This is a genomic window from Rhizobium sp. CNPSo 3670 (assembly GCF_057784555.1).
Map to the genome: position 1 here is coordinate 1 of NZ_JBXSOL010000018.1, position 24,574 is coordinate 24,574.

The 24,574-nt window shown below is 60.5% G+C and carries 26 protein-coding genes, 1 tRNA gene and 1 pseudogene; 11 read left to right on the top strand and 17 right to left on the bottom strand.

All coding sequences use genetic code 11. From position 1 onward, the window contains the following. Positions 1-45: 45 nt before the first annotated feature. From AC13QO_RS19085 to AC13QO_RS19105, 5 genes are all read right to left on the bottom strand, one after another. Entirely contained in the window at positions 46-201 is a 156-nt protein-coding gene (locus tag AC13QO_RS19085; protein WP_488541528.1) for a hypothetical protein, read from the bottom strand. Positions 202-300: 99 nt separating this feature from the next. Further along, entirely contained in the window at positions 301-543 is a 243-nt protein-coding gene (locus AC13QO_RS19090) for a hypothetical protein (protein WP_488541529.1), read from the bottom strand. A gap of 20 nt (positions 544-563) precedes the next feature. After that, positions 564-2,045 carry an Asp-tRNA(Asn)/Glu-tRNA(Gln) amidotransferase subunit GatA gene (gene gatA, locus AC13QO_RS19095; protein ID WP_488541530.1) on the bottom strand — a complete coding sequence of 494 codons (1,482 nt, stop codon included), beginning with the start codon at positions 2,043-2,045 and terminating at the stop codon, positions 564-566. Positions 2,046-2,104: 59 nt separating this feature from the next. After that, positions 2,105-2,392: an Asp-tRNA(Asn)/Glu-tRNA(Gln) amidotransferase subunit GatC gene (gene gatC, locus AC13QO_RS19100; RefSeq protein WP_011425142.1), complete on the bottom strand. Its 288-nt coding sequence runs from the start codon at positions 2,390-2,392 to the stop codon at positions 2,105-2,107. Between the two features lie 69 nt (positions 2,393-2,461). Then, positions 2,462-3,166, bottom strand: coding sequence for a metal-dependent hydrolase (locus tag AC13QO_RS19105; RefSeq protein WP_488541531.1), 705 nt, complete (start codon positions 3,164-3,166; stop codon positions 2,462-2,464). A gap of 113 nt (positions 3,167-3,279) precedes the next feature. Between AC13QO_RS19105 and ruvX the strand changes: the two genes are divergently transcribed. Next, positions 3,280-3,774, top strand: coding sequence for a Holliday junction resolvase RuvX (gene ruvX / locus AC13QO_RS19110; RefSeq protein ID WP_085777998.1), 495 nt, complete (start codon positions 3,280-3,282; stop codon positions 3,772-3,774). Here ruvX and AC13QO_RS19115 read toward each other — a convergent pair. From AC13QO_RS19115 to AC13QO_RS19125, 3 genes are all read right to left on the bottom strand, one after another. Then, positions 3,711-4,043 carry a DUF6105 family protein gene (locus tag AC13QO_RS19115; RefSeq protein ID WP_085777997.1) on the bottom strand — a complete coding sequence of 111 codons (333 nt, stop codon included), beginning with the start codon at positions 4,041-4,043 and terminating at the stop codon, positions 3,711-3,713. The genes ruvX and AC13QO_RS19115 overlap by 64 nt on opposite strands. Continuing rightward, entirely contained in the window at positions 4,040-4,213 is a 174-nt protein-coding gene (locus tag AC13QO_RS19120; protein ID WP_176536264.1) for a hypothetical protein, read from the bottom strand. The genes AC13QO_RS19115 and AC13QO_RS19120 overlap by 4 nt, the downstream gene beginning before the upstream one ends. 131 nt (positions 4,214-4,344) lie before the next feature. Further along, complete coding sequence (locus AC13QO_RS19125; protein ID WP_488541532.1) at positions 4,345-5,004, bottom strand: TetR/AcrR family transcriptional regulator; 660 nt, start codon at positions 5,002-5,004, stop codon at positions 4,345-4,347. A 237-nt stretch (positions 5,005-5,241) separates the two neighbouring features. Here AC13QO_RS19125 and map point away from each other — a divergent pair, with 237 nt between their 5' ends. The 7 genes and pseudogenes from map (at position 5,242) to AC13QO_RS19160 (ending at position 12,844) form a co-directional block, all read left to right on the top strand. After that, the gene (gene map / locus AC13QO_RS19130) at positions 5,242-6,078 is read left to right on the top strand and encodes a type I methionyl aminopeptidase (RefSeq protein ID WP_085777995.1); all 837 of its coding nucleotides are present in this window, start codon (positions 5,242-5,244) and stop codon (positions 6,076-6,078) included. A gap of 7 nt (positions 6,079-6,085) precedes the next feature. Continuing rightward, complete coding sequence (radC, locus tag AC13QO_RS19135) at positions 6,086-6,910, top strand: RadC family protein (protein ID WP_430960537.1); 825 nt, start codon at positions 6,086-6,088, stop codon at positions 6,908-6,910. A 302-nt stretch (positions 6,911-7,212) separates the two neighbouring features. After that, complete coding sequence (locus tag AC13QO_RS19140; protein ID WP_488541533.1) at positions 7,213-8,400, top strand: alpha-hydroxy acid oxidase; 1,188 nt, start codon at positions 7,213-7,215, stop codon at positions 8,398-8,400. A gap of 4 nt (positions 8,401-8,404) precedes the next feature. Continuing rightward, positions 8,405-8,536: pseudogene (locus AC13QO_RS19145) on the top strand (JAB domain-containing protein); the annotation flags it as partial. A gap of 117 nt (positions 8,537-8,653) precedes the next feature. Next, positions 8,654-10,060, top strand: a complete 1,407-nt coding sequence (gene sthA / locus AC13QO_RS19150) for a Si-specific NAD(P)(+) transhydrogenase (RefSeq protein WP_488541534.1) — start codon at positions 8,654-8,656, stop codon at positions 10,058-10,060. Between the two features lie 53 nt (positions 10,061-10,113). Next, complete coding sequence (locus AC13QO_RS19155) at positions 10,114-10,917, top strand: endonuclease/exonuclease/phosphatase family protein (protein WP_488541535.1); 804 nt, start codon at positions 10,114-10,116, stop codon at positions 10,915-10,917. Positions 10,918-11,074: 157 nt separating this feature from the next. Beyond that, complete coding sequence (locus AC13QO_RS19160; protein ID WP_488541536.1) at positions 11,075-12,844, top strand: B12-binding domain-containing radical SAM protein; 1,770 nt, start codon at positions 11,075-11,077, stop codon at positions 12,842-12,844. A 130-nt stretch (positions 12,845-12,974) separates the two neighbouring features. Here the strand turns inward: AC13QO_RS19160 and AC13QO_RS19165 are convergent, their stop codons facing one another. From AC13QO_RS19165 to AC13QO_RS19185, 5 genes are all read right to left on the bottom strand, one after another. After that, the gene (locus tag AC13QO_RS19165; protein ID WP_488541580.1) at positions 12,975-13,397 is read right to left on the bottom strand and encodes a nuclear transport factor 2 family protein; all 423 of its coding nucleotides are present in this window, start codon (positions 13,395-13,397) and stop codon (positions 12,975-12,977) included. 225 nt (positions 13,398-13,622) lie between these two features. After that, positions 13,623-15,107, bottom strand: a complete 1,485-nt coding sequence (gene tig, locus AC13QO_RS19170) for a trigger factor (RefSeq protein WP_285193558.1) — start codon at positions 15,105-15,107, stop codon at positions 13,623-13,625. Between the two features lie 181 nt (positions 15,108-15,288). Beyond that, a tRNA-Leu gene (locus AC13QO_RS19175) sits at positions 15,289-15,373 on the bottom strand. A gap of 153 nt (positions 15,374-15,526) precedes the next feature. Continuing rightward, positions 15,527-16,117, bottom strand: a complete 591-nt coding sequence (locus AC13QO_RS19180; RefSeq protein WP_285193560.1) for a GDYXXLXY domain-containing protein — start codon at positions 16,115-16,117, stop codon at positions 15,527-15,529. Then, on the bottom strand, positions 16,114-17,208 hold the full coding sequence (locus AC13QO_RS19185; protein ID WP_488541537.1) for a DUF2157 domain-containing protein: 1,095 nt from the start codon (positions 17,206-17,208) through the stop codon (positions 16,114-16,116). The genes AC13QO_RS19180 and AC13QO_RS19185 overlap by 4 nt, the downstream gene beginning before the upstream one ends. Positions 17,209-18,095: 887 nt before the next feature. On the opposite strand from AC13QO_RS19185, the gene AC13QO_RS19190 reads away from it, so the two are divergent. The 3 genes from AC13QO_RS19190 to trmFO all read left to right on the top strand — a co-directional run bounded on the left by AC13QO_RS19190 (position 18,096) and on the right by trmFO (position 20,223). Continuing rightward, positions 18,096-18,242 carry a DUF1127 domain-containing protein gene (locus AC13QO_RS19190; protein ID WP_004678838.1) on the top strand — a complete coding sequence of 49 codons (147 nt, stop codon included), beginning with the start codon at positions 18,096-18,098 and terminating at the stop codon, positions 18,240-18,242. Between the two features lie 298 nt (positions 18,243-18,540). Next, complete coding sequence (locus AC13QO_RS19195) at positions 18,541-18,684, top strand: DUF1127 domain-containing protein (protein WP_085777942.1); 144 nt, start codon at positions 18,541-18,543, stop codon at positions 18,682-18,684. A gap of 105 nt (positions 18,685-18,789) precedes the next feature. Then, positions 18,790-20,223, top strand: a complete 1,434-nt coding sequence (gene trmFO / locus AC13QO_RS19200) for a methylenetetrahydrofolate--tRNA-(uracil(54)-C(5))-methyltransferase (FADH(2)-oxidizing) TrmFO (protein WP_285193565.1) — start codon at positions 18,790-18,792, stop codon at positions 20,221-20,223. 9 nt (positions 20,224-20,232) lie between these two features. On the opposite strand, the gene AC13QO_RS19205 is transcribed toward trmFO, so the two are convergent. From AC13QO_RS19205 to secDF, 4 genes are all read right to left on the bottom strand, one after another. Then, positions 20,233-20,700: a hypothetical protein gene (locus AC13QO_RS19205; protein ID WP_285193566.1), complete on the bottom strand. Its 468-nt coding sequence runs from the start codon at positions 20,698-20,700 to the stop codon at positions 20,233-20,235. Between the two features lie 71 nt (positions 20,701-20,771). Next, on the bottom strand, positions 20,772-21,629 hold the full coding sequence (locus tag AC13QO_RS19210; protein WP_097598647.1) for a phytoene/squalene synthase family protein: 858 nt from the start codon (positions 21,627-21,629) through the stop codon (positions 20,772-20,774). A gap of 2 nt (positions 21,630-21,631) precedes the next feature. Continuing rightward, positions 21,632-22,018 (bottom strand): Mth938-like domain-containing protein, encoded by a 387-nt coding sequence (locus tag AC13QO_RS19215; protein WP_285193568.1) that lies wholly within the window; start codon positions 22,016-22,018, stop codon positions 21,632-21,634. Between the two features lie 4 nt (positions 22,019-22,022). Continuing rightward, positions 22,023-24,563: a protein translocase subunit SecDF gene (secDF, locus tag AC13QO_RS19220; protein WP_488541538.1), complete on the bottom strand. Its 2,541-nt coding sequence runs from the start codon at positions 24,561-24,563 to the stop codon at positions 22,023-22,025. Positions 24,564-24,574 lie beyond the last annotated feature (11 nt).

The following is a 24,574-nucleotide window of genomic DNA, read 5'->3' on the forward strand; positions in this document are numbered from 1 at the left end:
AGAACCGATTCCGATAAGCAAGGAATTGCTCTAGGCGCGCTCCCATCACTTCACAATCGCGTCGAGCAGTATCTTGCTCTCAGATAAGAGAGAACGAAGAACGGCGTTTGGCGCATGCCGATTTTCGAAGCGCCACCAAATTGCATTACAGAAATATTTTTCCCAACCTTGGCTGCGATCAAGCTTCACCGTATCAGACATTGATGTTTTCACCTCGAAACCGACAATCTTTCCGAACTAGTCGCCCCAAGGATGAAAGCTCTATGTCACGCCGAATCTGTTTCCGGTGTCCAACCAGATTCAATTCGCTCGACCAACAACGTATCGTTCCACACCCCACGAATCGGCAGCGCCCCACCCGACGATCTCACCACCTATTTCAGCAACGAAGATCTCGCCTTTCGTGTCTTTGGGAAAGACGGCGAACTCATGCTGCACTTTGGCAATCACATCAGGGTCGCGATAATTCTCGTCGAAGGCGTCGGCTGCGGCCCATGCGGCAAAGCCGACGGCGCCGACCGTTTCGTGGTCGGCGGACGTCATCTTTCGGATCGTGAGACCCGTTACCACCACTTGGCCGGCGTAAATTTGCCGGCGGCCTGTTCGATGACGTAGGCGGTCTTGAAGAGGGTCTCCTCGTCGAAGGCCTTGCTGATGAGCTGCAGGCCGAGCGGCAGGCCCTTATGGTCGAGGCCGGCGGGCACGGCGATGCCGGGCAGGCCCGCCATGTTGACCGTCACCGTGAAGATGTCGTTCAGGTACATCTTCACCGGATCGGCCGCGAGGTTTTCGTCAGCAACGCCGAAGGCGGAGGACGGCGTTGCCGGCGTGAGGATGGCGTCGACGCCGGCATCGAAGGCCAGTTCGAAATCGCGCTTAATCAGCGTGCGGACCTTCTGAGCGCGGATGTAATAGGCGTCGTAGTAGCCGGCCGACAGCACGTAGGTGCCGATCATGATGCGGCGCTTGACTTCCTGGCCGAAGCCGGCGGCGCGCGTCTTTTCGTACATATCGACAATATCCTTGCCGTCGACGCGCAGGCCGTAGCGCACGCCGTCGTATCGCGCGAGGTTCGAGGAGGCCTCGGCCGGGGCAACGATGTAATAGGCCGGAAGCGCGTATTTGGTGTGCGGCAGGGAGATATCGACGATCTCGGCGCCGGCATCCTTCAGCCAGGCGATGCCCTGGCGCCAGAGGGTCTCAATCTCCTCAGGCATGCCGTCGACGCGGTATTCATTCGGAATGCCGATCTTCATGCCCTTCAGCGACTGGCCGAGGACGGCCTCATAATCGGGCACCGGCAGATCAACAGACGTGGTGTCCTTGGCGTCGACGCTTGCCATCGACTTCAGCAGGATAGCGGCATCGCGCACATCACGGGCAATCGGGCCTGCCTGGTCGAGCGAGGAGGCAAAGGCGACGGTGCCCCAGCGCGAGCAGCGGCCATAGGTCGGCTTGATGCCGACGGTGCCGGTGAAGGCGGCCGGCTGGCGGATTGAGCCGCCGGTATCGGTCGCTGTGGCGCCGGCGCAAAGATGGGCGGCAACAGCAGCGGCCGAGCCGCCGGAGGAGCCGCCGGGAACGAGTTGCTGGTTGGAGCCCGACGCACGCCAGGGATTGATCACCGGGCCGTAATAGGACGTCTCGTTGGACGAGCCCATGGCGAACTCGTCCATGTTCAGCTTGCCGAGCATGACGGCGCCATCGTCCCAGAGGTTCTGAGTGACGGTCGATTCATAACGCGGCTCGAAACGATCGAGGATATGGCTACAGGCCTGGGTGTGGACGCCGACGGTTGCAAACAGATCCTTGATGCCGAGCGGAATGCCTTCGAGCTCGCCCGCCGTGCCGGCCGCAATCCGCTCGTCGGACTTCCTGGCCATGACGCGGGCGAGATCCGGCGTCACCTTGACATAGGCGTTCAGCCGGTCGTTGGCCGCGTCGATTGCCGCGATATAGGCTTCGGTCAGTTCGAGCGCGGTGATTTCCTTGGCGCGCAGCTTCTCGCGGGCTTCGGCAATGGTCAGGCTGGTGAGTTCGCTCATCGTGTTTTCGCTTCAGGTCTTGAAAATGGCAACAGGGTCGGAAAGAGGCTTTCGACGCCTTATTCGACGACTTTCGGCACCAGGAAAAAATTATGGTCGGTGACCGGCGCATTGGCGACGATATCGGCGGCCTTGTTGCCGTCGGTCACCTCGTCGGCCCGCTTTTTCATCGCCATCGGGGTCACCGACGTCATCGCCTCGACGCCATCGACATTGACTTCGGAGAGCTGCTCGACGAAGCCGAGGATGCCGTTCAACTCGCCAACCATGCGATTTGCCTCATCTTCGGAGACGGCAATACGGGCAAGTTTGGCGACGCGCTTCACGGTGGCAAGATCGACGGACATGGCATTCTCCGGATAGGATTTTTCCCACCCGCTATAAAGGCCATGTCCGCCCGGTGCAACGGGGTTTCGTCAGATCGACAGGCTCTCGGCAGGCTTCAGCGCTCTCGCCTCGGTCTTCGATCCCTCCATGCCGGCAACGAATTTATCGGCCGTCTGGTCGATGATCGGGAAGGTGCCGTAATGGCAGGGGATCGCGGTCTTGAAGCTGAAATAGCGCTGGCAGGCGAGTGCCGCCACCGCGCCGCCCATGGTGAAGCGGTCGCCGATCGGCACGAAGCCGATATCGGGCTGGTGCAGTTCGTTGATCAGCGCCATGTCGGAGAAGATGTCGGTGTCGCCCATGGCGAGGATCGAGGCTTCGTCGTCGAAGTGCAGCATCAGACCATTGGCGTTGCCGAGCGCATGCGAGACGCCGTCCTCGGTGATCTGGGCCGAGGAATGCAGCGCATTGGTGAAGGTCGCGGAGAATCCGCCGAATGTGACCGTGCCGCCGGTATTGCCCATCTCGATCCTGTCGACGCCCTTGGAGCCGAGCCAGGCGGCAAGATCGGCATTGGCGAGCACGACGGCACCCGTTTCGTTGGCAAGCGCCACGGTGTCGCCGACATGGTCGCCATGGCCATGGGTCAGCAGGATATGGGTGATGCCTGCGGACACATCCTTGATGTCCTGGCCGGAAAAGGAGGCGTTGTGGCTGAGGAAGGGATCGAGCAGGATCTTCGCCTTTGAGGTCTCGATGCGGAAGGCGGAATGGCCGAGCCAGGTGATCTTCATGAAATCTCTCCCTACGTGATGCAAAATCTGATTTCGATGGTAAGGACATATCTCATGCGCCGGCAAAGGAAAGCGGCGGCGGCTTCAATTTGTTTTGACGGGAAGAAACGGCAATGACGGTGCTGACGATCGAGGAAATGGCCGAAATCCTTGCTCCCGGGCAGGCGATCGCCGGTCTCGACCTCGGCACCAAAACGATCGGCCTTTCGATGTCCGATCTCGGCCGGCGTTTCGCCACGCCACGTCCGGTGATCCGCCGCGTCAAGTTCACGGTTGACGCGCAGGTGCTGCTGGACTTCGCGGCGGCGGAAAAGGTTGCCGGCTTTATCATCGGCCTGCCGATGAATATGGACGGATCGGCGGGGCCGCGCGTGCAGGCGACGCGCGCCTTCGTGCGTAATATGGAGCAGAAAACGGTGCTGCCCTTCGTCTATTGGGACGAACGGCTTTCGACCGTTGCGGCCGAACGGACGCTCATCGAAATGGACGTCTCACGCGCCAAGCGGGCCGAACGGATCGATTCGGCCGCGGCAAGCTTCATCCTTCAGGGGGCCCTCGACAGGCTGTCCTCGCTCGCAAGGTCTGCGGGAGACGAATCCAGCGCCTGACGCGCCTTCCACCAGGCGGCGATCAACTTCCGCTTTCTGAAGCCGAGGATGGCGAAGACGATGAGACTGTCCACCGCAATGGCGCGAGCAACGAGCGGCGGAATGGTTTCCGGCGGAATGCCGAGGGCTTCGCCATAAATCGCGAAAGTCAGGTCATGGACCTGCCGTGTCAGCATGAAGATGCCGAAATTCATGTCGTAATAGGAGAGCCAGTACCATGCGCCCAGAAAGACGATAGGACCGGCCCAGAAGACTAGAAACCACTTCATGCGGCTTCTCCTCCCTGCTTGCGGGCGATGGGCAGATCGAGGGAAACCAGCCAGGTCGACAACGCCATGATGCAAAGCACCAGCGTGGGAATTGCGATATCGAGCGCCAGGATTGCGAAGAACATCATTGCCGTCACCAGAATTGCGGCTTTCGCGATCTTGCTTCCCATGGGCGTCAACTCGCAGGTTCTCACTCGTATCATCTCTGCTCCCCGCCACACTGTCCGGTTAACCAGCCCCACGCAACGTAAACCATTCGTTAAGGTTAACGCCGCGCCGCCTCCCTGTGGATGAATGGGTGTCAACCATAGACGCCGCGCACGAGACGCTTCAGTGCCGTCGCGGCCTTCTCCCAGTCCTTCGACGTCTTCAGCGACAGGCCTGCACACTGGCCGCCGGCTGCGCCGGAAAGCACGAGGTACTGAATCGCCGCGATCACGACGGCATTGACGGCTGCCGCATCCACGCCCTTCGGCGGCGCCAGTGAACCGCGCATGCGATCCAGCCAAAGGGCGAGAGCCTTCGAACGGCCCTCGGACAGCCGCCTCACCTGCTCGGTATTTTCCGATACTTCCCAGGCGAGGATGCGGCGCATCAGCGGATCATTTCTCAAGGCGTCGAGCAGGAGAAGCGCCAGCCGCTCCATCAGATCGCCATAGGTGAGCATGAACATGCCGCCGGCATCTTCCGGAATGCGATCCCTCACCCACGTGCCGAGATCCGCGCCAATCGCCTCGACCAGACCGTCAAGTCCGCCATAGTAGCGGTAGATCAGCTGCTTGTCGCAGCCGGCGCGGCGGGCGACCGCATTGATGCCGAAATTCTGGAAGCCCTCCTCCGCCAGCAGGCCCTTGGCGGCGGCAAGGATGGCGCGCTCGGTGGCGCCGCGATCGCGCACGCGCCGTTCCGGCTCCGCGCCGACCCCGGGCGAATTAGTAAGATTTTCAGCTTCATTCAGCACGACCGACCCTTCCCCACTGTCACCAATCGGTGAGTAGCGGGGAGACCCTATTCGATCAATCCTATCCCCTTGGGAAGATTGTGGATATTTCCTGCGGCACTCAGAATTCGGCGCCGAATGGCTGCTGAAGGCGGATCGAAACCTTCCAGAAATCTCGTCCCGACGGTTGATCGCGATGGACGAACCCGGCATAGCTGCATTATGAACAAATCTAACAATCTCCGCTAAGGCCCTGCAATGGTGAATTATATCGAAGCCTCCTCCGCGCCGCCGAAGAATACGGGCGCCATCCGGCTTTACGATGCGCAGGCATTCGAAGGCATGCGCAGGGCGTGCCAGCTGACCGCGCGCTGCCTCGATGCACTCGCCGATATCGTCAGGCCCGGCCTGCTTACCGACGAGATCGACCGATTCGTATTCGATTTCGGCATGGATCACGGCGCCTTTCCTGCGACGCTGAATTATCGCGGCTACACCAAATCCACCTGCACCTCGATCAACCACGTCGTCTGCCACGGCATTCCTAACGACAAGCCGCTGCGCGAAGGCGATATCGTCAATATCGACGTTACCTTCGTGCTCGACGGCTGGCATGGCGATTCGAGCCGCATGTATCCGGTCGGCACGATCAAGCGGGCAGCCGAGCGGCTGCTCGAGGTCACCTATGAATCCCTGATGCGCGGCATATCGGCCGTCAGGCCCGGCGCCCGCACCGGCGCGATCGGCGAGGCGATCCAGACCTATGCAGAGGCCGAGCGCTGTTCGGTGGTGCGTGATTTCTGCGGCCACGGCGTCGGCCGGCTGTTCCACGATTCGCCGAATATCCTGCATTATGGCCGCGCCAATGAAGGACCGGAGCTGCGCGAAGGCATGATCTTCACCATCGAGCCGATGATCAATCTCGGCCGGCCGCATGTGAAGGTGCTTGCCGACGGCTGGACGGCCGTGACCCGCGACCGCTCGCTTTCGGCGCAGTATGAACACACGGTCGGCGTCACCGCCGAGGGCTGCGAAATCTTTACGTTGTCACCGGGTGGCCTCGACCGGCCCGGACTGCCGCCGCTTGCCAGGTGACGATCCGATGGCGAAGCGGCCTGTTGCGACATCTTCCGACGACAAGCTGCCTTTCGAGACTGAAGAGCCTGTTGTCGACGAACGCTCGTTCTTCGGCGGCCGGCTGCGAAAACCAGCCGCGCCGAACGCCCGGACCGCCCTACCCGCCTCGCTTTCCGGGCCGGAACATTATCACGGTCATCGCGAGCGGCTGCGTGACCGCTTCCGCGAACTGGGCGATACGGCGCTTGCCGATTACGAAATCCTTGAACTCTTGCTTTTCCGGCTGATCCCGCGACGCGACACCAAGCCGATCGCCAAGGCGCTCATCGAACGATTCGGCTCGCTTTCCGGCGTCTTTGGCGCGCCGGCGGCGCTACTGACGGAGGTGAAGGGCGTCGGCGAGAATGTCGCCCTCGACCTGAAACTGATCGCCACCGTCGCTCACCGGACCCTGAAGAGCGAGATCAGAAGCAAGCAGGTTCTCTCCTCCTGGTCCTCGGTCATTCAGTACTGCCATGCCGCCATGGCGCATGAAACACGAGAACAATTCCGCATTCTCTTCCTCGACAAGCGCAACGTGCTGATCGCTGATGAGGTGCAGGGCCGCGGTACGGTCGACCATACGCCGGTCTATCCGCGCGAGGTGGTCAAACGCGCGCTTGAGCTTTCGGCGACGGCGATCATCCTCGTGCACAACCACCCCTCCGGCGATCCGACGCCCTCGCGCGCCGATATCGACATGACGAAGGTGATCGTCGAGGCAGCCAAAGCGCTCGACATCACCGTCCACGACCACATCATCATCGGCAAGGACGGCCATGTCAGCCTGAAGGGGCTGAAGTTGATGTGATCCCGCCGCCTTGAGACGTGACTACATAACCGCCGCCCGAGCTTGCCACCCCGGGCCCGCGCGAATGCCCTCACCGTCATGGCGAGACCTGTCATGATTCCACCGGTGGTCCAATCAGCGCTCTGCTGCTGACGCCGATGCTCGTTCTGCCGTCGATCCGGAGAGGTCGCAGGCAAGCATCTGAGGCAAGCGAAGACTGCGGAAAGCTTCAGTTGACAGCGGTCGCCGGCGCGGATTCTATGCAATCCTGCGCCGCCACTCTGAATAATACCCGCCCGCAAATGCCGAGAAGATAAAGCTTCATGACGATCTCCAGCGGTAACACTGATCGATCGACCCGGCTCTGCCGCGATGCGCTCTGCCTCGATGACTTTGAAATGAGGGCACGGCGGCATCTGCCGAAGCCTCTGTTCGGTTATATCGCCGGCGCGACCGAGACCAATGCGTCGCTGCGGCATAACGCAGAGGCCTTCAAGGCCTATGCCTTTCGGCCTCGTGTACTTCGGGACGTCTCGGGGCGCGGCACTGAGACGAGCCTCTTCGGCAAAACCTATGCCGCACCGTTCGGCATTGCGCCGATGGGGATCAGCGCGCTGATGGCCTACCGGGGGGACATTGTGCTCGCGCAAGGAGCGGACCAATCGGGAATCCCGATGATTATAAGCGGTTCGTCACTCATCCCCCTGGAAGAGATCGCGGCGGTTTCGCCACGAGCATGGTTTCAGGCCTATCTCCCCGGCGAACCCGACCGCATCGACGCTCTCATCGATCGGGTCGCCGCGGCCGGCCTCACCACCCTTCTGCTGACCGTGGATACCGCCACGCTGCCCAATCGGGAAAATAATGTAAGGGCGGGCTTTTCGACACCTTTGCGTCCCGGGCTCCGCTTGGCATGGCAGGGCATCTCGCATCCCCGCTGGACAACCGGCACATTCCTGCGCACGATCGTCCGGCACGGCATTCCGCATTTTGAAAATTCCTACGCCACAAGAGGCGCGCCGATCATCTCTTCGAACGTCACGCGCGATTTCGGCAAGCGTGACCATCTCAGTTGGAGCCACTTGGAGCGGATACGCAAGCGGTGGTCCGGCAAGCTCGTGGTCAAGGGGATCATGCATCCTGAAGACGCGGCACGGGCTGCAGATACCGGAGCGGATGGCGTGATCGTCTCCAATCACGGCGGCCGCCAGCTCGACGGCACCGCATCTCCCCTTCAGGTCCTCCCGGAGGTTGCTGCACGTGTCGGAGACAGCATTGCCGTCATGATCGACGGTGGCATCCGGCGTGGAACGGATATCATAAAGGCCCTCGCGCTTGGCGCCTGTTTCGTGTTCGTGGGCAGGCCGTTCCTTTATGCTGCAGCCGTCGCGGGGCTACCGGGCGTGCTCAGGGCGGCGGATATCCTGAAGACGGAACTGTATAGCAACATGGCGCTGCTCGGGGTCACCGGGGTGAGCGATATTTCCACCGACTACATCACTCGCGTATGAACAACCGTCGCGCGCTGACATCGATATGACGAAGGTGATCATCGACGCGGCGAAGACACTTGATATCACTCTCGACGACCACATCATCATCGGCAAGGACGGCCATGTGAGCTTGAAAGGGCTGAAGCTGATCTGAAAAGCACAGGTCCGGCTGAATCGGCAGCCGTAAAACAATCTGTAACATTGACCGGCTACCGATAGAGGAGCGACATTTTTGTCGCAAATGATTCCATTTCCAATCCGAGGCTAGAGGATGTTTCAGTACGATCTCGTTGTGGTGGGTAGCGGTCCCGCAGGGCGCCGCGGCGCGATCCAGGCTGCGAAGCTCGGCAAGAAAGTGCTTGTCATCGAACAGGGCAAGCGCGTCGGCGGCGTGTCCGTCCATACCGGCACCATCCCTTCGAAGACGCTGCGCGAGACCGCGCTCAATCTCTCCGGCTGGCGCGAGCGCGGCTTCTACGGCCGATCCTACCGCGTCAAACAGGAGATCAGTGCGGAAGATCTGCGTCGCCGGCTGCTGATTACCCTCAACCATGAAGTGGAAGTGCTCGAGCATCAGTTCGCCCGCAACCGTGTCCACCATATGCGCGGCAAGGCAAGTTTTATCGATTCCACCACCTTGCAGGTCATCAAGGATGACGGCGAAGCGCTGACGGTGAGCGGCGCCAGCATTCTGCTTGCCGTTGGCACGAAGCCTTTCCGCCCGGATTACATGCCATTCGATGGCAAGACAGTGCTCGACAGCGACGAACTGCTTGATATCGAAGAGCTGCCGCGGACCATGGTCGTCATCGGCGCCGGCGTTATTGGCATCGAATATGCGACGATCTTCTCGGCGCTTGATACTGCCGTGACGGTGATCGATCCGAAGTCGACGATGCTAGACTTCATCGACAAGGAAATCGTCGAGGATTTCACCTATCAGCTGCGTGACCGCAATATGAAGCTGCTGCTTGGCTCGAAGGCCGAGAAGGTCGATCGGCTGGATAGCGGCAAGGTTCAGCTGATGCTCGACAACGGCCGTCATCTTGTGACCGACATGGTGCTCTTTGCCGCCGGACGCATGGGAGCGACCGACGCGCTGAACCTTCCGGCCATCGGACTGGAGGCTGACAGCCGTGGCCGCCTGAAGGTCAATCCCGAGACCTTCCAGACATCGGTTGCCAACGTCTACGCCGCCGGCGACGTGGTCGGCTTTCCGAGCCTTGCCTCGACCTCGATGGAACAAGGCCGCATCGCCGCGCGTGTGGCAATCGGCGCGGTCGCCAAGGAGCCGCAGAAATATTTCCCATACGGCATCTATGCGGTGCCGGAGATCTCGACCTGCGGTTTGACCGAAGAGGAAATGAAGGAGCGCGGCATCGCCTATGAATGCGGCATTGCCCGCTTCCGCGAAACCTCGCGCGGCCATATCATGGGCCTCGATACCGGGCTTCTGAAGCTGATCTTCTCGCTGAAGACCCGCCGACTGCTCGGCGTGCATATCGTCGGCGAGGGCGCCACCGAGCTGGTGCACATCGGTCAGGCGGTGCTCAATCTGAAAGGCACGGTCGAATATTTCGTCGAAAACACCTTCAACTATCCGACGCTCGCCGAAGCCTACAAGATCGCCGGCCTCGACGCCTGGAACCGGATGGGTGACATCAAGTCGGAACTCTGAAGGCCCGACGGCAGCGCCCATCTGATTCCGCCAGCTAAGATGGAGCCGAGAGCTTGCGCATCATTTCGCTGAATGCATGGGGCGGCCGACTGCACGAGGCCCTGATCGCCTATGTCAAACAGGCTGACCCTGATGTGCTGTGCCTGCAGGAGGTGCTGCGGGCGCCGAATGCGGATAGCGGATGGTCGATATACCGGGATGCGGGGCTGGAACTGCCGCAACGTGTCAATCTGTTTCAGGAAATCAGCGCCGCCCTGCCCGGCCACGACGCCTTCTTCTGCCCGACATCGCGAGGTGAGCTTTTCAATGGCGACGCCGCCGTTGTCGCGGAATTCGGGTTGGCGACCTTCGTCCGCAAATCACATTCCATCATCGCCCAGTCGCTGGACTTCGTGCATGGCAGTTTTTCCGCCGATGGCTGGGGTGAACATCCCAGACCGCGCAACGCCCATTGCATCCGCCTCTTCAGCCATGCGCACGGCCGCGCGGTGACCATCGCCCATATGCATGGCCTGCGCGATCCCGCCGGCAAGCGCGATACGGCGCAGCGCGAACAGCAGGCGCTGGCATTGGCCGACCTCATCGGGCGGATCTGGCCCGGCGACGAAGGGCTCGTGGTCTGCGGTGACTTCAATGTGCTGCCCGACAGCGCGACCTTTCGCATCCTTGCCCGGTCGGGCCTTTCCGATCTCGTCACCGGAAACGGCCTTGTCGACACGCGAACCTCCTACTATCTGAAGCAGGGCCGCTTCGCGGACTACATGCTGGTTACGCCTGACGTGGAGGTTGCCAGGTTCGAGGTGGTCGAATCGCCCGAGGTCTCCGACCACCGCGCATTGCTGCTCGATATCGCGTAGTATATTGAGGGATGCGCTGTGCGAAACTTCTGCGCGCAGTTTCCTGTTTTTGCGCCTTAGTTTGAACCCTGATCAATCGCATCGATACGCCGTGCCTGACTTGTCTTCAACTCTCTTTTGCCTCCGGGCAGACGTTTCTAGAGAAAGATAGATACTCTTGCCCCATGCTTCGGAAACCGCGCGCAGACGTTTTCAGCTCATCTTGATCAAGCCGTCGCATTATGACGATGACGGCTACGTCATCCGGTGGTGGCGGGCGATGATCCCTTCCAATTCGCTCGCGGCGCTATACGGCATCGCTGCCGAATGCGCCGAGCGCAAAGTGCTCGGGCCGGATACCGCGATCGACATTACCGTGATCGATGAAACCAATACACGGATCGATTTTGCCGGGCTGCTCGCCCAGTTCAAGCGCCACGGCAATTTCGGCATGGTGGCGCTGGTCGGCGTCCAGTCCAACCAATATCCGCGCGCCCTCGACATTGCCCGCCCCTTCCGCAATGCCGGCCTGCCCGTCTCAATGGGCGGCTTTCATGTGTCCGGCTGCCTGTCGATGCTCGACGGCACAGCGGTTGGGCTCGATGCCTGCCGCGATATGGGCATCTCGATGTTCGCCGGCGAGGCCGAGGGGCGGCTCGACATGGTGCTGCGCGATGCCGCCGCCGGCGAGCTGAAGCCCCTCTATAATTTCATGAACGACCTTCCAGGCATCGGCGGCACGCCGGTTCCTTTCCTGCCGAAGGACAATATCCAGCGCACGCTCGGCCTCAGCACCAGCTTCGATGCCGGACGCGGCTGTCCCTACCAGTGCTCGTTCTGCACCATCATCAACGTGCAGGGCCGAAAATCGCGTTTCCGCTCGGCCGACGACGTCGAAAAGCTCGTGCGGATGAACTGGGCGCAGGGCATCCACAAGTTCTTCATCACCGACGATAATTTCGCCCGAAACAAGGATTGGGAAGCGATCTTCGACCGGCTGATCGACCTCAAGGAGCGGGATGGCATTCCGCTCGGCCTGATGATCCAGGTCGATACGCTCTGCCACAAGATCCCCAATTTCATTGAAAAATCCAAGCGCGCCGGCGTCACCCGTGTCTTCATCGGCCTCGAAAATGTCAATCCGGATAATCTGACTGCCGCCAAGAAGAACCAGAACAAGATCACCGAATATCGCAAGATGCTGCTCGCCTGGAAGGCGCAGGGCATCATGACGCTCGCCGGCTATATCCTGGGCTTCCCCGCCGACACGCCGGAATCGATCCGCCGCGACATCGCCATCATCCAGGAAGAGCTGCCGCTCGATGTCATCGAGTTCTTCATCCTGACGCCGCTTCCCGGCTCCGAGGACCATCAAGTTCTCTGGAAGAAGGGCGTCGAGATGAATGATGATCTCAACATCTACGATGTCGAGCATGTCTGCACTTCCCATCCCAAGATGAGCAAGCAGGAATGGGAAGACATCTACCATGAGGCTTGGTCGCTCTATTATTCGCGCCATCATATGAAGACGCTGCTGCGCCGCGCCGTGGCGACCGGAGTGCCGCTGGCAAGGCTCGTCAAGGTTCTCGTCTCCTTTGCAACCACGGTGCCGCTGGAAAACGTGCATCCGTTGCAGAGCGGCCTCTTGCGCCTGAAGACGCCGTCGGAGCGGCGTCCTGAACTCCCGCGCGAACATCCGCTCGTCTTTTGGCCGCGCTTTGCGTGGGAAACCCTCCGCAAACATGCTTCGCTCGCCGGCACGATCATTGGCCTGACGATCTCGGCGTTCCTGATTTCGAGGGACGCGAAATCGAAGAGCTATATGGATCAGGCGCTGACGCCGGTCGCCGATGACGAAGAAGAAACGCTCCACCTCTTCACCCAGACATCAGGCGGCGCCGCAGCCGTCAGCCATGTCAGGAAAGTCGCGCAACTGACGGGGCATTGAGCGGAAGTTATTGCAATAGCGGCCGACTCCCCGCCGGCCGGAGATCACAGGCGACATCAAGGCGAAGCTTGGAGGCTGCGACTTTGATTCGGCTGAAGCGCGTCGCGACCTCCCAGAGACGCGCCACGCTCTATGCAATTTGGATCATCCGGCTCGTCTCGGCCACTTGTAGCGTGTCGACGAATTCGACGATCTTGACCGGTTTGCCATCCTGGAAATGGATCTTGTCGACGAATTCCGTAGAGAAGGTTACGCCCGACGGGATGTGTCTGACCTCGCCTTCACGATGGGCAAAGACCATCTGCTCGTCCTCATCCACATAGATGCCGGTCGTCCTGACCTTGGATAGATCCCATGCCGTGATAAGCTGCGTTATCGTTTGGCGAAAGTTGTGCCCGCTCGATTCGATCGTCAAAGGCGCCAGCCGTGCATTGCCGACCATGCGAAAGGTACAACCCTCGCCGAGCAGCGCAAGCGTACCCTCGATGTCGCCACGACCACGCACAGAATAGATTTCCTCTACCAGCGTCTTCATGTCATTCTTTGCGGTCATTTTCAGGTCCTCCATTACCCAACGCTCTTGGTTTTTATGCATGTTGATCCCGGGCAACATGCGCCAGTAAAATCTGCGCCGGCTTGCAGCTTGCTCAACTATTTGTTGTGCCCGCAAAGATAACACCATGCCGGAGAGGGCGTCGAGTACCCCGTCCGGATGACCCGAAAAGAAAAAGCCCCGCACGATGGCGGGGCCTTTCCAAGTTTCAGAACTGAAAGGCGATTATTCGGCGCTTTCGTCAGCCGCCTTCTTCTTCGGTGCAGCCTTCTTCTTCGGCGCGGCTTCTTCGCCTTCGCCGGCGTCGGCAGCTTCGGCCTTGGCGGCAGCCTTCTTCTTCGGCGCGGCCTTCTTGGTCTCGGCCTTCGTCTCGCCTTCTTCCTCGGCGAGCAGTTCTTCCTTCGTCACCTTCTTGTCGGTGACGTCGATTTCGGTCAGCAGGTGATCGATGACCTTCTCTTCGAAGATCGGGGCGCGGATCGAAGCGGCGGCGCCCGGCTGGCTGCGGAAGAATTCGAGGATCTGCTTTTCCTGACCGGGATATTGGCGCAGCTGATCGTAGATCGCGCGCTGCATCTCGTCTTCGGTGACTTCGACGCCGGCCTTTTCGCCGATTTCGGAAAGAACGAGACCGAGGCGAACGCGACGCTCGGCGAGCGTCTTGTATTCCTCACGCGCCTTCTCTTCGGTCGTGTCTTCGTCCTCGAAGGTCTTGCCCGATTGAGCAAGATCGTTGTTCACCTGGCTCCAGATGCCGTTGTACTCGGCATCGACGAGCGAAGCCGGGGTCTCGAACTTGTACATCTCGTCGAGCTGATCGAGGATCTGGCGCTTCAGCTTCTGGCGGGTCAGCGAGCCGTACTGCGATTCGATCTGGCCACGGACGATCTCCTTCAGGCGATCGGCAGATTCGATGCCGAGCTTGGAAGCGAGTTCGTCGTTGATTTCGACAGCGCCGGGGGCTGCGACGTCCTTGACCGTGATGTCGAAGGTCGCTTCCTTGCCGGCAAGGTTCTTGGCCGGATAGTCGGCCGGGAAGGTGACGGTGATGGTCTTCTCTTCACCGGCCTTGACGCCGACGAGCTGGTCTTCGAAGCCCGGGATGAAGCGGCCGGAGCCGATCACCAGTTCGGCGCCCTGGTCAGTGCCGCCCTCGAAGGCTTCGCCGTCGACCTTGCCGACATAATCCATGGTGACGCGGTCGCCGTTTGCGGCCTTGCCGGTCTTGCTCTCGTAGGAGCGGGCGCTTTCGGCGACCTTCAGGACCTGCTCGTTGACTTCCTCATCCGAGATATCGATGACTTCGCGCGTAACCTTGATGCCCCTGACGGACTTAAGCTCAATCGGCGGCAGCACTTCGTAGGACAGCGTGAATTCGAAATCCTGCTGGGCGGTGAGAATCTTGTCGGCCTCGTCCTTGTCCTCAGTCATGGCGATTTCCGGCTGCGTGGCCGACTTCTCGCCGCGGCTGGACAGGATAGCGGCGGGCTGCTCGCGGACGATCTCGTTGACGAGATCGGCCATGATCGACTTGCCGTAAACCTTCTTCAGGTGAGCAGCGGGGACCTTGCCCGGACGGAAGCCGTTGATGCGGACCTTGTCCTTCACATCGGCAAGACGCTCATTCATCTTGTCTTCCATGTCCTTGGCCGGGATAACGACCTTGATTTCGCGCTTCAGCCCTTCAGCGAGCGTTTCGATAACCTGCATGTCTTCCTACCTTCATGTCGTGGCGGCCGTGCCCAGACGCCGTTCGTTTCGATGAGCACGACGCCGGCAGCGTGCCGCGCGTGGCTTTTCCCAATTCCTGCATCATTCCACCCAAGGGGGAACGGCACTCGCTTCCGGGTATCGGGGATAACTAACTTCTTAGTCGCCCCTGCAAACAGCCTGGTGCGGGTAGAGAGACTTGAACTCCCACGCCTTGCGGCACCAGAACCTAAATCTGGCGTGTCTACCAATTTCACCATACCCGCGTTCACAGAACCGCATGCCTATGCCTGCGCATGAGGCCTTCCGGAGCGCGGCGTCTCTATATCACCCGATTTGGTCGAGGCAAAGGAAAAATGAACGTCCAATGACAGGCTATTCAGGGCCTAAAAGCCGCCCTGTCCCGAAGGCTCCGGAGATCAGTAAAGCGGTTCGTCGTAAACCGCCTTGCCGTCGACGAGCAGGCTGCGAATCTGCGCGCTTCCATCCGGCGAGACCCGCACCGCTATGGCGACGTTGCCATCGTTGCGGGCCTCCTCGATCGGTTTGCCCTGACCTTCCGGAACATAATAGCGCTCGATGCCGTATTCGACCCGGATGCTGTCGCCCGCGGCCATCCCGCCGCTATAGAAAGGCTTGCTGCGCAGGATCACCGTCTCCGGCTGCGGCGGCAGCGCCTGGAAAGACGATTCGCTCACCGTCCAGAAACCGTCCGCCTGCTTCTTCAACCGGACCCACAGCATGCGTTCGCCGGGTTCGGCGGGAATACCGCCGGAGACCGTCTGCACTGGCACGCTGGATATGTCGTAATTCAACACGACATAATCGCCGCGCAGGAAATCCCGTGGGTCGACCGGGGCGGTTTTCAGCAGGACCTCAGCGCCGCTGCTGAGGATCGATGCACGGCTCTGGATGATCGTGCCGAGGATCACGGTCTGCAAGCCGGCGACGATGATCGCCGAAACGAGATATCCCTTGCCGGACTGCAGCCTAGCCATCAACGAGCTCATGCGCGCGCCTCCCGTGAAAAGCGGCGTTCGAGACGGATGACAATCCAGGCGACAAGCGCCACCACGAGACCGGAGAACAGGAAGAGGCTCGACGTGCCGAGGATCGAGCCGACGGTGACGGAGGCGAGATAGAGCATCTCCGCGGCAAAGGTCGTATAGGCGAGATAACGCACCGCGCCGTTATCCCTGCCCTGCAGAGCGATCGCCAGCACGGCAGCGGCGAGCGTCGCCACCCCGAGCACCACCAGCCGCCAGCCTTGCTCGATCTCGATATGCAGCAGCAGCAAGCCAATGACGGCGATGAGGAAGCTGTATAAAGCCGGCGCTGCGCCGGCACTCCTGACGAGGGAAGCGATACGGGGGTGCGGCAAGGCTGTCAGCGCGAACACCGCCATGCCGCCGATCGCGAAGGCCAGCGCCACCGCGATCTCCTCATAAAGAGTATAGAGCCAGGCGAGCCAGCCGATCAACAGCAGATAGGCGAGATGACGGGCGCGCTCGGCACCGGTGTAACGCACTAGCGCGACTGTGATCACCGCCATGACCGGCGCCATCCAGGGATCAAATCCGATCCAATGCGTGTCGTTGTTCTCAAGATAGACGGCGAAGGACGCCCACGAGAGAAAGCCCGCGACGACGACGACCGCGCCCGAGCGGAACAGGATCGCCGAGATCGTCGCAATCGCGAACCAGAGATACATCACGGTTTGCTCGTCGCCGGAGAGATGATACATCTGCCCGACCAGCGAAATCGCGCCACCGAAGCTCACCGCGCCGATGACCAGCAGCCCGCTTGCTGCCGCTGTCGCACCTCGGGCAAACATGGAGGCGGCGGCAATGTGCACAGCCCAGATCAGCGCGAGAATTGCGCCGACCCGGACGAGCCGCGGAATGGCCTCCCAGTTGGACGCGACGACCAGCAGGACGGCAGCAGCAAGCAGCACCGCCGCCAGCGCCATCAGCATTCGACCCAGGCTGAAACTTGCCGGACGGTTGTCATATTCGGTGAGAAGCTTGGCCGCCGTTTCCTGTCCAATCAGGCCCTTGCCCACCCAGAGCGAGAGATCCCGCTCCAATCTGCCGCGATACATACCTCCACCCCTCATTTCCGTGTCGCTCGCTCCGGCGCTACGGCTTCCATCGTTATAGCCGCAGCAAGCGGCTTCGCAAACGCCCGTCGCGGCGACAAATATGCAAATTCCTCAGTGGTCTAATTTGGGTCAGATGTTAACCGGGCGCTAACGTCGCAACTGCTAATATGAACATATGAAAGACAGACATGCGGTTTACGCATACCCCTTATGTATTTATTGCACTGCAAAATATCAATTAGTCATACTATTTACCGCTCTATCGAAGCACGGGGATGGCGCCCCGGCCCGGTCTTCCGGATGCCCACGGACGCTTTGTTCGTGATGAGATTCGCAGCCGCGCACTCCTCCTCCCAAGCGCGCTGTGATAGACTGGCAACACTCCTCCTCCCAGTTGCCAGTCAATATAATGCGCCCGCCGGATCCTCCCCCGGCGGGCGTCCTCTTTGTACGACCGCATTGATATAATTCAAGAACTTAACGGCATCCGAGCTGCGGCGCTGCCACCAAAGCGAGATACTCGAAGTCCCCGTTGCGTGAAGCTGCGGGACCCCATCGCGATCCATCGCTTTGCCATTGGCATTGAGACGAATGAACAGCCGGTCGATTCAGCGCGAAACGCCAACGGACTGATCGTCAGCGGGGCGGCTTTGTTTCATCGAAAGGCGAGTGAGCGGGAGAAAAGGCGGAATTCTCCAGCAATTATTTTGCCTATTCGTTGACCAGAATGCGGTAAGATTATGTAAAGCATTGCACAGCTCGCATGGGTGACTTGAAAACTTGGCTGTTTTCGTTCTTCGCGACGCAACATATATTCCGGCCATCAAATAGAGGTCAGCGCCGGTCGGTGGCCGCTGGCAGATCAAACCCTAGGAAAGGGGCTTAACATGAACATCACTCGCTCTTTCAACAACTGGCGCAAGTATCGTCAGACCGTCACGGAACTCGGTCGCATGACCAACCGCGAATTGCATGACCTCGGCATTGACCGTTCGGACATCCATCGCGTCGCTCGCGAAGCTTCTTCTCGCTAATTCAAGGCGATCGCTACTTCCTCCAAGCAGATCGCAAATGATTGAAACGCCCGCTGCACCGCAGCGGGCGTTTTCTTTTGCAAACAATGCACTTCCGCTCCGGTTGCGACCTTCCCCGTTCTTTCGTCCGCTTAAAAAATATTCACCGCTCAAATTGCGAGCATCATCGTGCACAATTGCATGGCAGACGCCTCTTATTTGCACTGCACAATGCGACCGATATCGCCTATATAAACATCAACCGCAGAGAGACAGGCGATCCCGCCGTCCCGCGGATATTTGTTCGAGGAAGAAGACAATGAACCCGATCCGTATCGCAAAAAGCTGGCTCAGCTATCGTCGTACAATCAACGAACTCGGCAGCCTGTCGAACCAGACCCTGTCTGATATCGGTGTCAGCCGCTACGACATCCGCAACATCGCATCCCGCTCTTTCCGTTAATCGCGGGTCTCGTAACGGGCACGATGTTTCAAGACGGCGCCATTATGGGCGCCGTTTTTGATTCCGGGTGTTGGATCGCACCTGCCGACATGATATCAGCCCGGAATGAACACGATCTCCTCCTACTCCCCTATCCACGTCGTCGGCGGCGGGCTTGCCGGTTCGGAAGCCGCGTGGCAGATCGCCAGTGTGGGCGTACCCGTCATTCTGCATGAGATGCGCGGCGTGCGCGGCACGGATGCGCACAAGACCGACGGTCTTGCCGAACTCGTCTGCTCCAATTCCTTCCGTTCCGACGATGCGACCAGCAATGCCGTCGGCGTCATCCATGCGGAAATGCGCATGGCGGGGTCGCTGATCATGGCCGCGGCCGACCGCCACCAGGTACCGGCCGGCGGCGCGCTCGCCGTCGATCGCGACGGCTTCTCCGAGGCAGTCACCAAGGCAATCCACGACCATCCGCTCATCACCGTCGTGCGCGAAGAGATCACCGGCCTGCCGCCGCGTGAGTGGGATCTAGCCATCGTCGCCACCGGACCGCTGACGGCGCCGTCGCTCGCAGCCGCGATACAGGCGGAGACCGGTGAGGATTCGCTTGCTTTCTTCGACGCCATTGCGCCGATCGTCTACCGCGACAGCATCGACATGGATATCTGCTGGTATCAGTCGCGCTACGACAAGATCGGCCCCGGCGGCACCGGCAAGGACTACATCAACTGCCCGATGGACGAAGCGCAATACAATGCCTTCGTCGACGCGTTGATCGCAGGCGACACGGTCGGTTTCAAGGAATGGGAAGGCACCCCCTATTTCGACGGCTGCCTGCCGATCGAGGTCATGGCCGAACGCGGCCGCGAGACACTGCGCCACGGGCCGATGAAGCCGATGGGTTTGACGAACGCGCATAACCCGACCGTCAAGGCCTATGCCGTCGTGCAGCTGCGGCAGGACAATGCGCTCGGCACCCTCTACAACATGGTCGGCTTTCAGACGAAGCTGAAATACGGCGCACAGGCGGAAATCTTCCGGATGATTCCGGGTCTTCAAAATGCGGAATTTGCCCGGCTCGGCGGCCTGCACCGCAATACCTACATCAATTCCCCCACCCTGCTCGATCCGTCGCTGACGCTGAAATCACGGCCGGGCCTGCGTTTTGCCGGCCAGATCACCGGCTGCGAGGGGTATGTAGAAAGCGCCAGCGTCGGGCTGATGGCCGGGCGTTTCGCCGCCGCCGAACGCAAGGGTGAGGCAATCTCGCTGCCGCCGGCGACGACGGCACTTGGTTCGCTGCTCGGTCATATCACCGGCGGGCATATCGTCACCGACGAGGAGCCGGGCAAGCGATCGTTCCAGCCGATGAATATCAATTTCGGGCTGTTTCCCGAACTCGAGCCGGGCTCGATCGTCAAGCCCGAGGGCTTCAAGCGCTTTCGCGGCAAGGACAAAACGATCATGAAACGGCAGTTGATCGCACGTCGCGCGCTTGCCGACTGCGCTGCCTGGCTCGGCCAGACGCCGACCTTTGCCGAAAGTGCCTAAGCAGCTGTTTTACTGCTTGTTGGCCGCGGAAATACTGTCGGATGGCAGATCCTTATCCGGCTCGGCGATGTAATTGCCGAGCAGCCAGAGCGCCACTTCGGAAGCCTCCTTCGGCGAGGCAAACTCGAATTTGCCGTTGTGGCTGGGGGCATCGAAAAATTCGATCGCCAACCCCCTGCCCGTCTCCGTGCTCACGGCACGCACACGGCCGGGCTCGATCAGATGGCAGGAGAAATGGCGTGCCATGTTGCGCATGAGGCCGGCCTTGTTGTCGTGCAGGCGCACGAAGATCGCCTGCCCGTTTTCCGTCGCCTGCAGCTGGCGGATCGCCTCGTTGGGAAAGGCGCGGCCGAACTCGATGATGGCCAGACCCGTGTCGTGCAAACTGTCTTCCTTGTTTTGCGCGGCCATGCGTGTGGCTGCAAAAGCAAAGAAGATGACGATGGCGAAAAGGACGCACCAGACGATAATGCCCACGCCGAGTCTCCGTTCAAAGCATAGTGGTGAAGGCGTTATAGCGCGCGAGACTTGCGCGAATTTGAACGATATCAGATTTTCCGACGACCCGCTGACAGCGCCATTCTGAGCTGGCGGCGCCATTGCGGCGGCTGCAGCGGCCGGTCGAACAGGAGAGAACCCTGCCTCTGCGCCTTGAGGAGCACCGGTTCGGCCAAAGTCGCGGGAAGGAAAGCAGGGAAGACGGCTGACGCAATCGATCCTGCCCCTCTCGCCTTTGCCAGATGCTCAAGGCCCAGCCCGGCGAAGGCCTCGATGGCAGCGGAGATGCGCGATCGGTCTTCGCCGGCGAGGAAGGCGTCGCGGTCGAGCCCGGTGGCGGAAAGGATCTGCAGGGGAATATAGAGCTGGCCGCGGCGTCGATGCAGCGGCATCAGCAGCAACAGCCCGGCAATCGCCTGTGCGACGCCGGCATGGCCGGCGGCATCCGCCGATCGCGGTGCCTCCTCCGGCGAAAGCACGAGGCTTGCGAGCTGGATCAGCGCGGAGGCCGTTTCGCCGGCATAACCTTCGAGCGAGACCCGCGTCTCCATCGGATCGTCATAAAGGTCGAAAGTGCGGGCGTCGATCATGTCGACCAGCGTCTTGCGCGGCAGGCGATGGGTTTCGATCGCCGTCAGAAGTGCCGCGGCGACGGGATTGGCTGCCGTCGAGCCATGCGCGCTGCCTTCCAGCAGGTCGCGCCAATATTGCATGCGCACTTCGCCAGGCAGCGGCTCGTGCACCAGATCGCGGATGCGGGCAAGCTCCGCATTGAACGCGTAAAGGGCCGCCAGCGCGCCGCGCTTCTCCTGCGGCGACAGGAGACAGGCGAGATAACGGTCGCGATCGTTGTCGCGCAGCATCGCCAGGCAGATGTCCTGGTTCGTCGCTAGTTTCGCATCAGCCATCGTCAGACCGCAATCAATGCCGCTGCGACGGCGCGCTGCTCCGACAGCATGATGTTGAAGGTACGTACCGCGGCACCCGTGCTCATCGGATCGGAAGAAATGCCGCGCGCCTTCAGCACTTGTTTCAATTCATCGGGCAGACGGCGAAGCTCGGTTCCGGTGCCGACGAGCAGAACCTCGATATCGGCGGCCTCATCAAGCACACGGCGGAAGTTTTCAGGCGTCAGCGGCTTCGATACGTCCATGTCCCAGCCGTAAATACCGGAGGGCAGGCAAAGGATCGAGCCGCGATGCGACATGTCGGCAAAACGGAAACCGCCATTGCCGTAGGTGTCGATCGGAGCCCGGCCAGGAAAATGCGCCGCGCGGATTTCTATGCCTTTTGCCATGTTTTCACACCACCGTGCCGGATTTTACACCAGCATCCGTCTTGTTGCTCTCTTCGCCGTCGGGAACCTCCGGCCGCAGCCGGAAGACGATCAACACGGGAGCCGCGATATAGATCGAAGAGAAAGTGCCGAGCGCGACTCCGAAGAGCATCGCAAAGGAAAAGGAGCGAATGACGTCGCCGCCGAACAGATAGAGCGCGAGCAGCGCAAGCAGTGTCGTCGCCGCCGTCAGGACAGTGCGCGACAATGTCTGGTTGATCGAGGCATCGATCAGGATCGGCAGCGGCATCTTCCTGTATCGTACGAGATTCTCGCGCATCCGGTCATAGACGACGACCGTGTCGTTCAAGGAGTAGCCGACGATGGTCAGTACGGCGGCAATGCTCGTCAAGTTGAACTCGATGCCGGTCAGCACGAAAAGCCCGAGCATGATGATGACATCGTGCAGCGTGGCAATAATGGCGCCAATGGCGAACTGCCATTCAAAACGGATCCATATGTAGATCAGGATCGCCGCGAGTGCGGCTGCGACACCAAGCGTCGCCATCGTCGTCAATTCGCCCGAAATGGCGGGGCCGACGACCTCGACGCGGCGGAAATCATAGTCTGCCTCGAGTTCGCCGCGCACCAGCGTCGCCGCTGATTGCTCGGCGTTCTCGCCGCCCCCTTGGGAGGCGATGCGGATGCGCGCGTTCGACGGCCCGCCCGTACGCTCGACGCTGACCTCGCCAATATTGAGATCGTCAAGGCGTGATTTAAGATCAGCGATGTCGGCATTGCCCTGTTTGGCCGTCACCTCGATGAGAGAGCCGCCCGTGAAATCGATGCCGAGCTGCAGGCCAACGGTGGCAAAGGCCGCCATGGCGATCAGCGAGATCACTGCCGAGGCCGTGAAGACGTAACGGCGGATCCCCATGAAACGCACATTGGCGTGCTCGAAAAGCTGCGCGAGAACGCTCTTCGGCCGATGCCTGGGATGGCGCGCTTTCAGCCAGGCGGCAACGATCGAGCGTGTCACCGTGAAAGCCGTGATGACTGTCGTCAGAATGCCGACCGCGAGCGTCACCGCGAAACCTCGAATGGACTCGCTGCCGAGAAACAGAAGGATGATTGCGGCGATAAAGATCGTGACATTCGCGTCGACGATCGTTGCGAAGGCGCGCGAGAAGCCGCGGCCGACGGCCTGTGCAAAGGAGGAGCTGGTTCTTTCCTCTTCGCGGATGCGCTCATAGATCAGCACGTTGGAATCGACCGCCATGCCGACGATAAGCACGATGCCGGCAATACCAGGCAAAGTCAGCGTGGCGCCGGCAAGGCTGAGTGCCGCGACGATGAAGATCAGATTGAAGAAGAGCGAGACGACGGCGATGGCGCCGAGAATACGGTAGAGCGCGATCATCAGCGCTGCGACCAGTACGACGGCGACAAGACCGGCAACTAGGCCGGAGAAGATGGAATCGGCGCCGAAGCTTGGGCTGACGCTGCGCTCCTCGACGCTGGTCAACGTCGCCGGCATGGCGCCGGCGCGCAGCATCACCGCAAGGTCGCGAACGCCATTCTCGGAGAAATTCGCTGAAATCCGGCCCTCGCCGCCAGTGATCGCCGCATCGATGACCGGCGCTGCCATCACCTGATCGTCAAAGACGATGGCAAGGTGCTTGCCGATATTTTGCGCTGTCGCCTGCGCCAGCCGCTGCGTGCCCTCCGCATCGAGTCGATAGTCAATCGAGGTATCCTGCGTCTGCGGATCGACGACAGGCTCGATATCGACCATGTTGCTGCCGGTGACGAATGCCGTGCGGTCGACGAGATAGGGAACAGGTGGATCGTCGAGCGAATAGAGCACCTGCGAGCTGGCCGGCCAGCGGCCGTTCAGCGCCTCCTGTCCCGACATGCTTTCGTCGAGCAGATGAAAGGAAAGCTTTGCCGGCTGGTTCAGAATATTCTTCAGCCGCTCCGCATCGACGGATCCCAGCACCTGCACGACGATACGGTCGTCACCATCGGGGCGAACCTGAAAGTCTTTATAGCCGAAGCCAGCGATGCGGCGGCCGACGATATCGAGCGACCGGCTGCGGGCCGAGGCAATGTCGGCGGTGATGCCGGCATCGGATATCTGCAGTGAGAGCTGCCCTTCCTCGCCCTGCCGCAGCGCAAGGCCGGTGCCTGAATGTTCGTCACTTAATGTCAGAGGCTTCAGAAGATCGACCGCCTTTTTGGTCTCTGCCGGATCGGTAATCCGGACAGTGACAGTCTGGCCGTTGCCGGTCAGCCCGGTATAGCGGATGCCAGCAACTCTCAGCGCCTTGCGCACATTCGCGACCGTCTCTTCCAACCGATCTTTGACGATATCGGAACGCTCGACCTTCAGAACGATGTGCGAACCGCCCTGCAGGTCAAGACCGAGTGTCACGCGGTCGTTTTGCCACCATCCCGGCAGAGAAGAGCGCTGCGCCTCGCTCAGGAGATTGGGCGCAGCAACGACGACGGCCGCAAATGCAACCAGCCAAATCAGAAGTGTTTTCAAGCGGGAAAAATGCAACATTCTCTCGACGA

What these genes read in the sequence shown, in the direction of transcription:
- AC13QO_RS19085 (WP_488541528.1), bottom strand. Translation starts at nt 201, where the DNA reads ATGTCTGATACGGTGAAGCTTGATCGCAGCCAAGGTTGGGAAAAATAT.
- AC13QO_RS19090 (WP_488541529.1), bottom strand. Translation starts at nt 543, where the DNA reads ATGACGTCCGCCGACCACGAAACGGTCGGCGCCGTCGGCTTTGCCGCA.
- gatA (WP_488541530.1), bottom strand. Translation starts at nt 2,045, where the DNA reads ATGAGCGAACTCACCAGCCTGACCATTGCCGAAGCCCGCGAGAAGCTG.
- gatC (WP_011425142.1), bottom strand. Translation starts at nt 2,392, where the DNA reads ATGTCCGTCGATCTTGCCACCGTGAAGCGCGTCGCCAAACTTGCCCGT.
- AC13QO_RS19105 (WP_488541531.1), bottom strand. Translation starts at nt 3,166, where the DNA reads ATGAAGATCACCTGGCTCGGCCATTCCGCCTTCCGCATCGAGACCTCA.
- ruvX (WP_085777998.1), top strand. Translation starts at nt 3,280, where the DNA reads ATGACGGTGCTGACGATCGAGGAAATGGCCGAAATCCTTGCTCCCGGG.
- AC13QO_RS19115 (WP_085777997.1), bottom strand. Translation starts at nt 4,043, where the DNA reads ATGAAGTGGTTTCTAGTCTTCTGGGCCGGTCCTATCGTCTTTCTGGGC.
- AC13QO_RS19120 (WP_176536264.1), bottom strand. Translation starts at nt 4,213, where the DNA reads ATGGGAAGCAAGATCGCGAAAGCCGCAATTCTGGTGACGGCAATGATG.
- map (WP_085777995.1), top strand. Translation starts at nt 5,242, where the DNA reads ATGGTGAATTATATCGAAGCCTCCTCCGCGCCGCCGAAGAATACGGGC.
- radC (WP_430960537.1), top strand. Translation starts at nt 6,086, where the DNA reads ATGGCGAAGCGGCCTGTTGCGACATCTTCCGACGACAAGCTGCCTTTC.
- AC13QO_RS19140 (WP_488541533.1), top strand. Translation starts at nt 7,213, where the DNA reads ATGACGATCTCCAGCGGTAACACTGATCGATCGACCCGGCTCTGCCGC.
- sthA (WP_488541534.1), top strand. Translation starts at nt 8,654, where the DNA reads ATGTTTCAGTACGATCTCGTTGTGGTGGGTAGCGGTCCCGCAGGGCGC.
- AC13QO_RS19165 (WP_488541580.1), bottom strand. Translation starts at nt 13,397, where the DNA reads ATGACCGCAAAGAATGACATGAAGACGCTGGTAGAGGAAATCTATTCT.
- tig (WP_285193558.1), bottom strand. Translation starts at nt 15,107, where the DNA reads ATGCAGGTTATCGAAACGCTCGCTGAAGGGCTGAAGCGCGAAATCAAG.
- AC13QO_RS19180 (WP_285193560.1), bottom strand. Translation starts at nt 16,117, where the DNA reads ATGAGCTCGTTGATGGCTAGGCTGCAGTCCGGCAAGGGATATCTCGTT.
- AC13QO_RS19185 (WP_488541537.1), bottom strand. Translation starts at nt 17,208, where the DNA reads ATGTATCGCGGCAGATTGGAGCGGGATCTCTCGCTCTGGGTGGGCAAG.
- AC13QO_RS19190 (WP_004678838.1), top strand. Translation starts at nt 18,096, where the DNA reads ATGAACATCACTCGCTCTTTCAACAACTGGCGCAAGTATCGTCAGACC.
- AC13QO_RS19195 (WP_085777942.1), top strand. Translation starts at nt 18,541, where the DNA reads ATGAACCCGATCCGTATCGCAAAAAGCTGGCTCAGCTATCGTCGTACA.
- trmFO (WP_285193565.1), top strand. Translation starts at nt 18,790, where the DNA reads ATGAACACGATCTCCTCCTACTCCCCTATCCACGTCGTCGGCGGCGGG.
- AC13QO_RS19210 (WP_097598647.1), bottom strand. Translation starts at nt 21,629, where the DNA reads ATGGCTGATGCGAAACTAGCGACGAACCAGGACATCTGCCTGGCGATG.
- AC13QO_RS19215 (WP_285193568.1), bottom strand. Translation starts at nt 22,018, where the DNA reads ATGGCAAAAGGCATAGAAATCCGCGCGGCGCATTTTCCTGGCCGGGCT.
- secDF (WP_488541538.1), bottom strand. Translation starts at nt 24,563, where the DNA reads ATGTTGCATTTTTCCCGCTTGAAAACACTTCTGATTTGGCTGGTTGCA.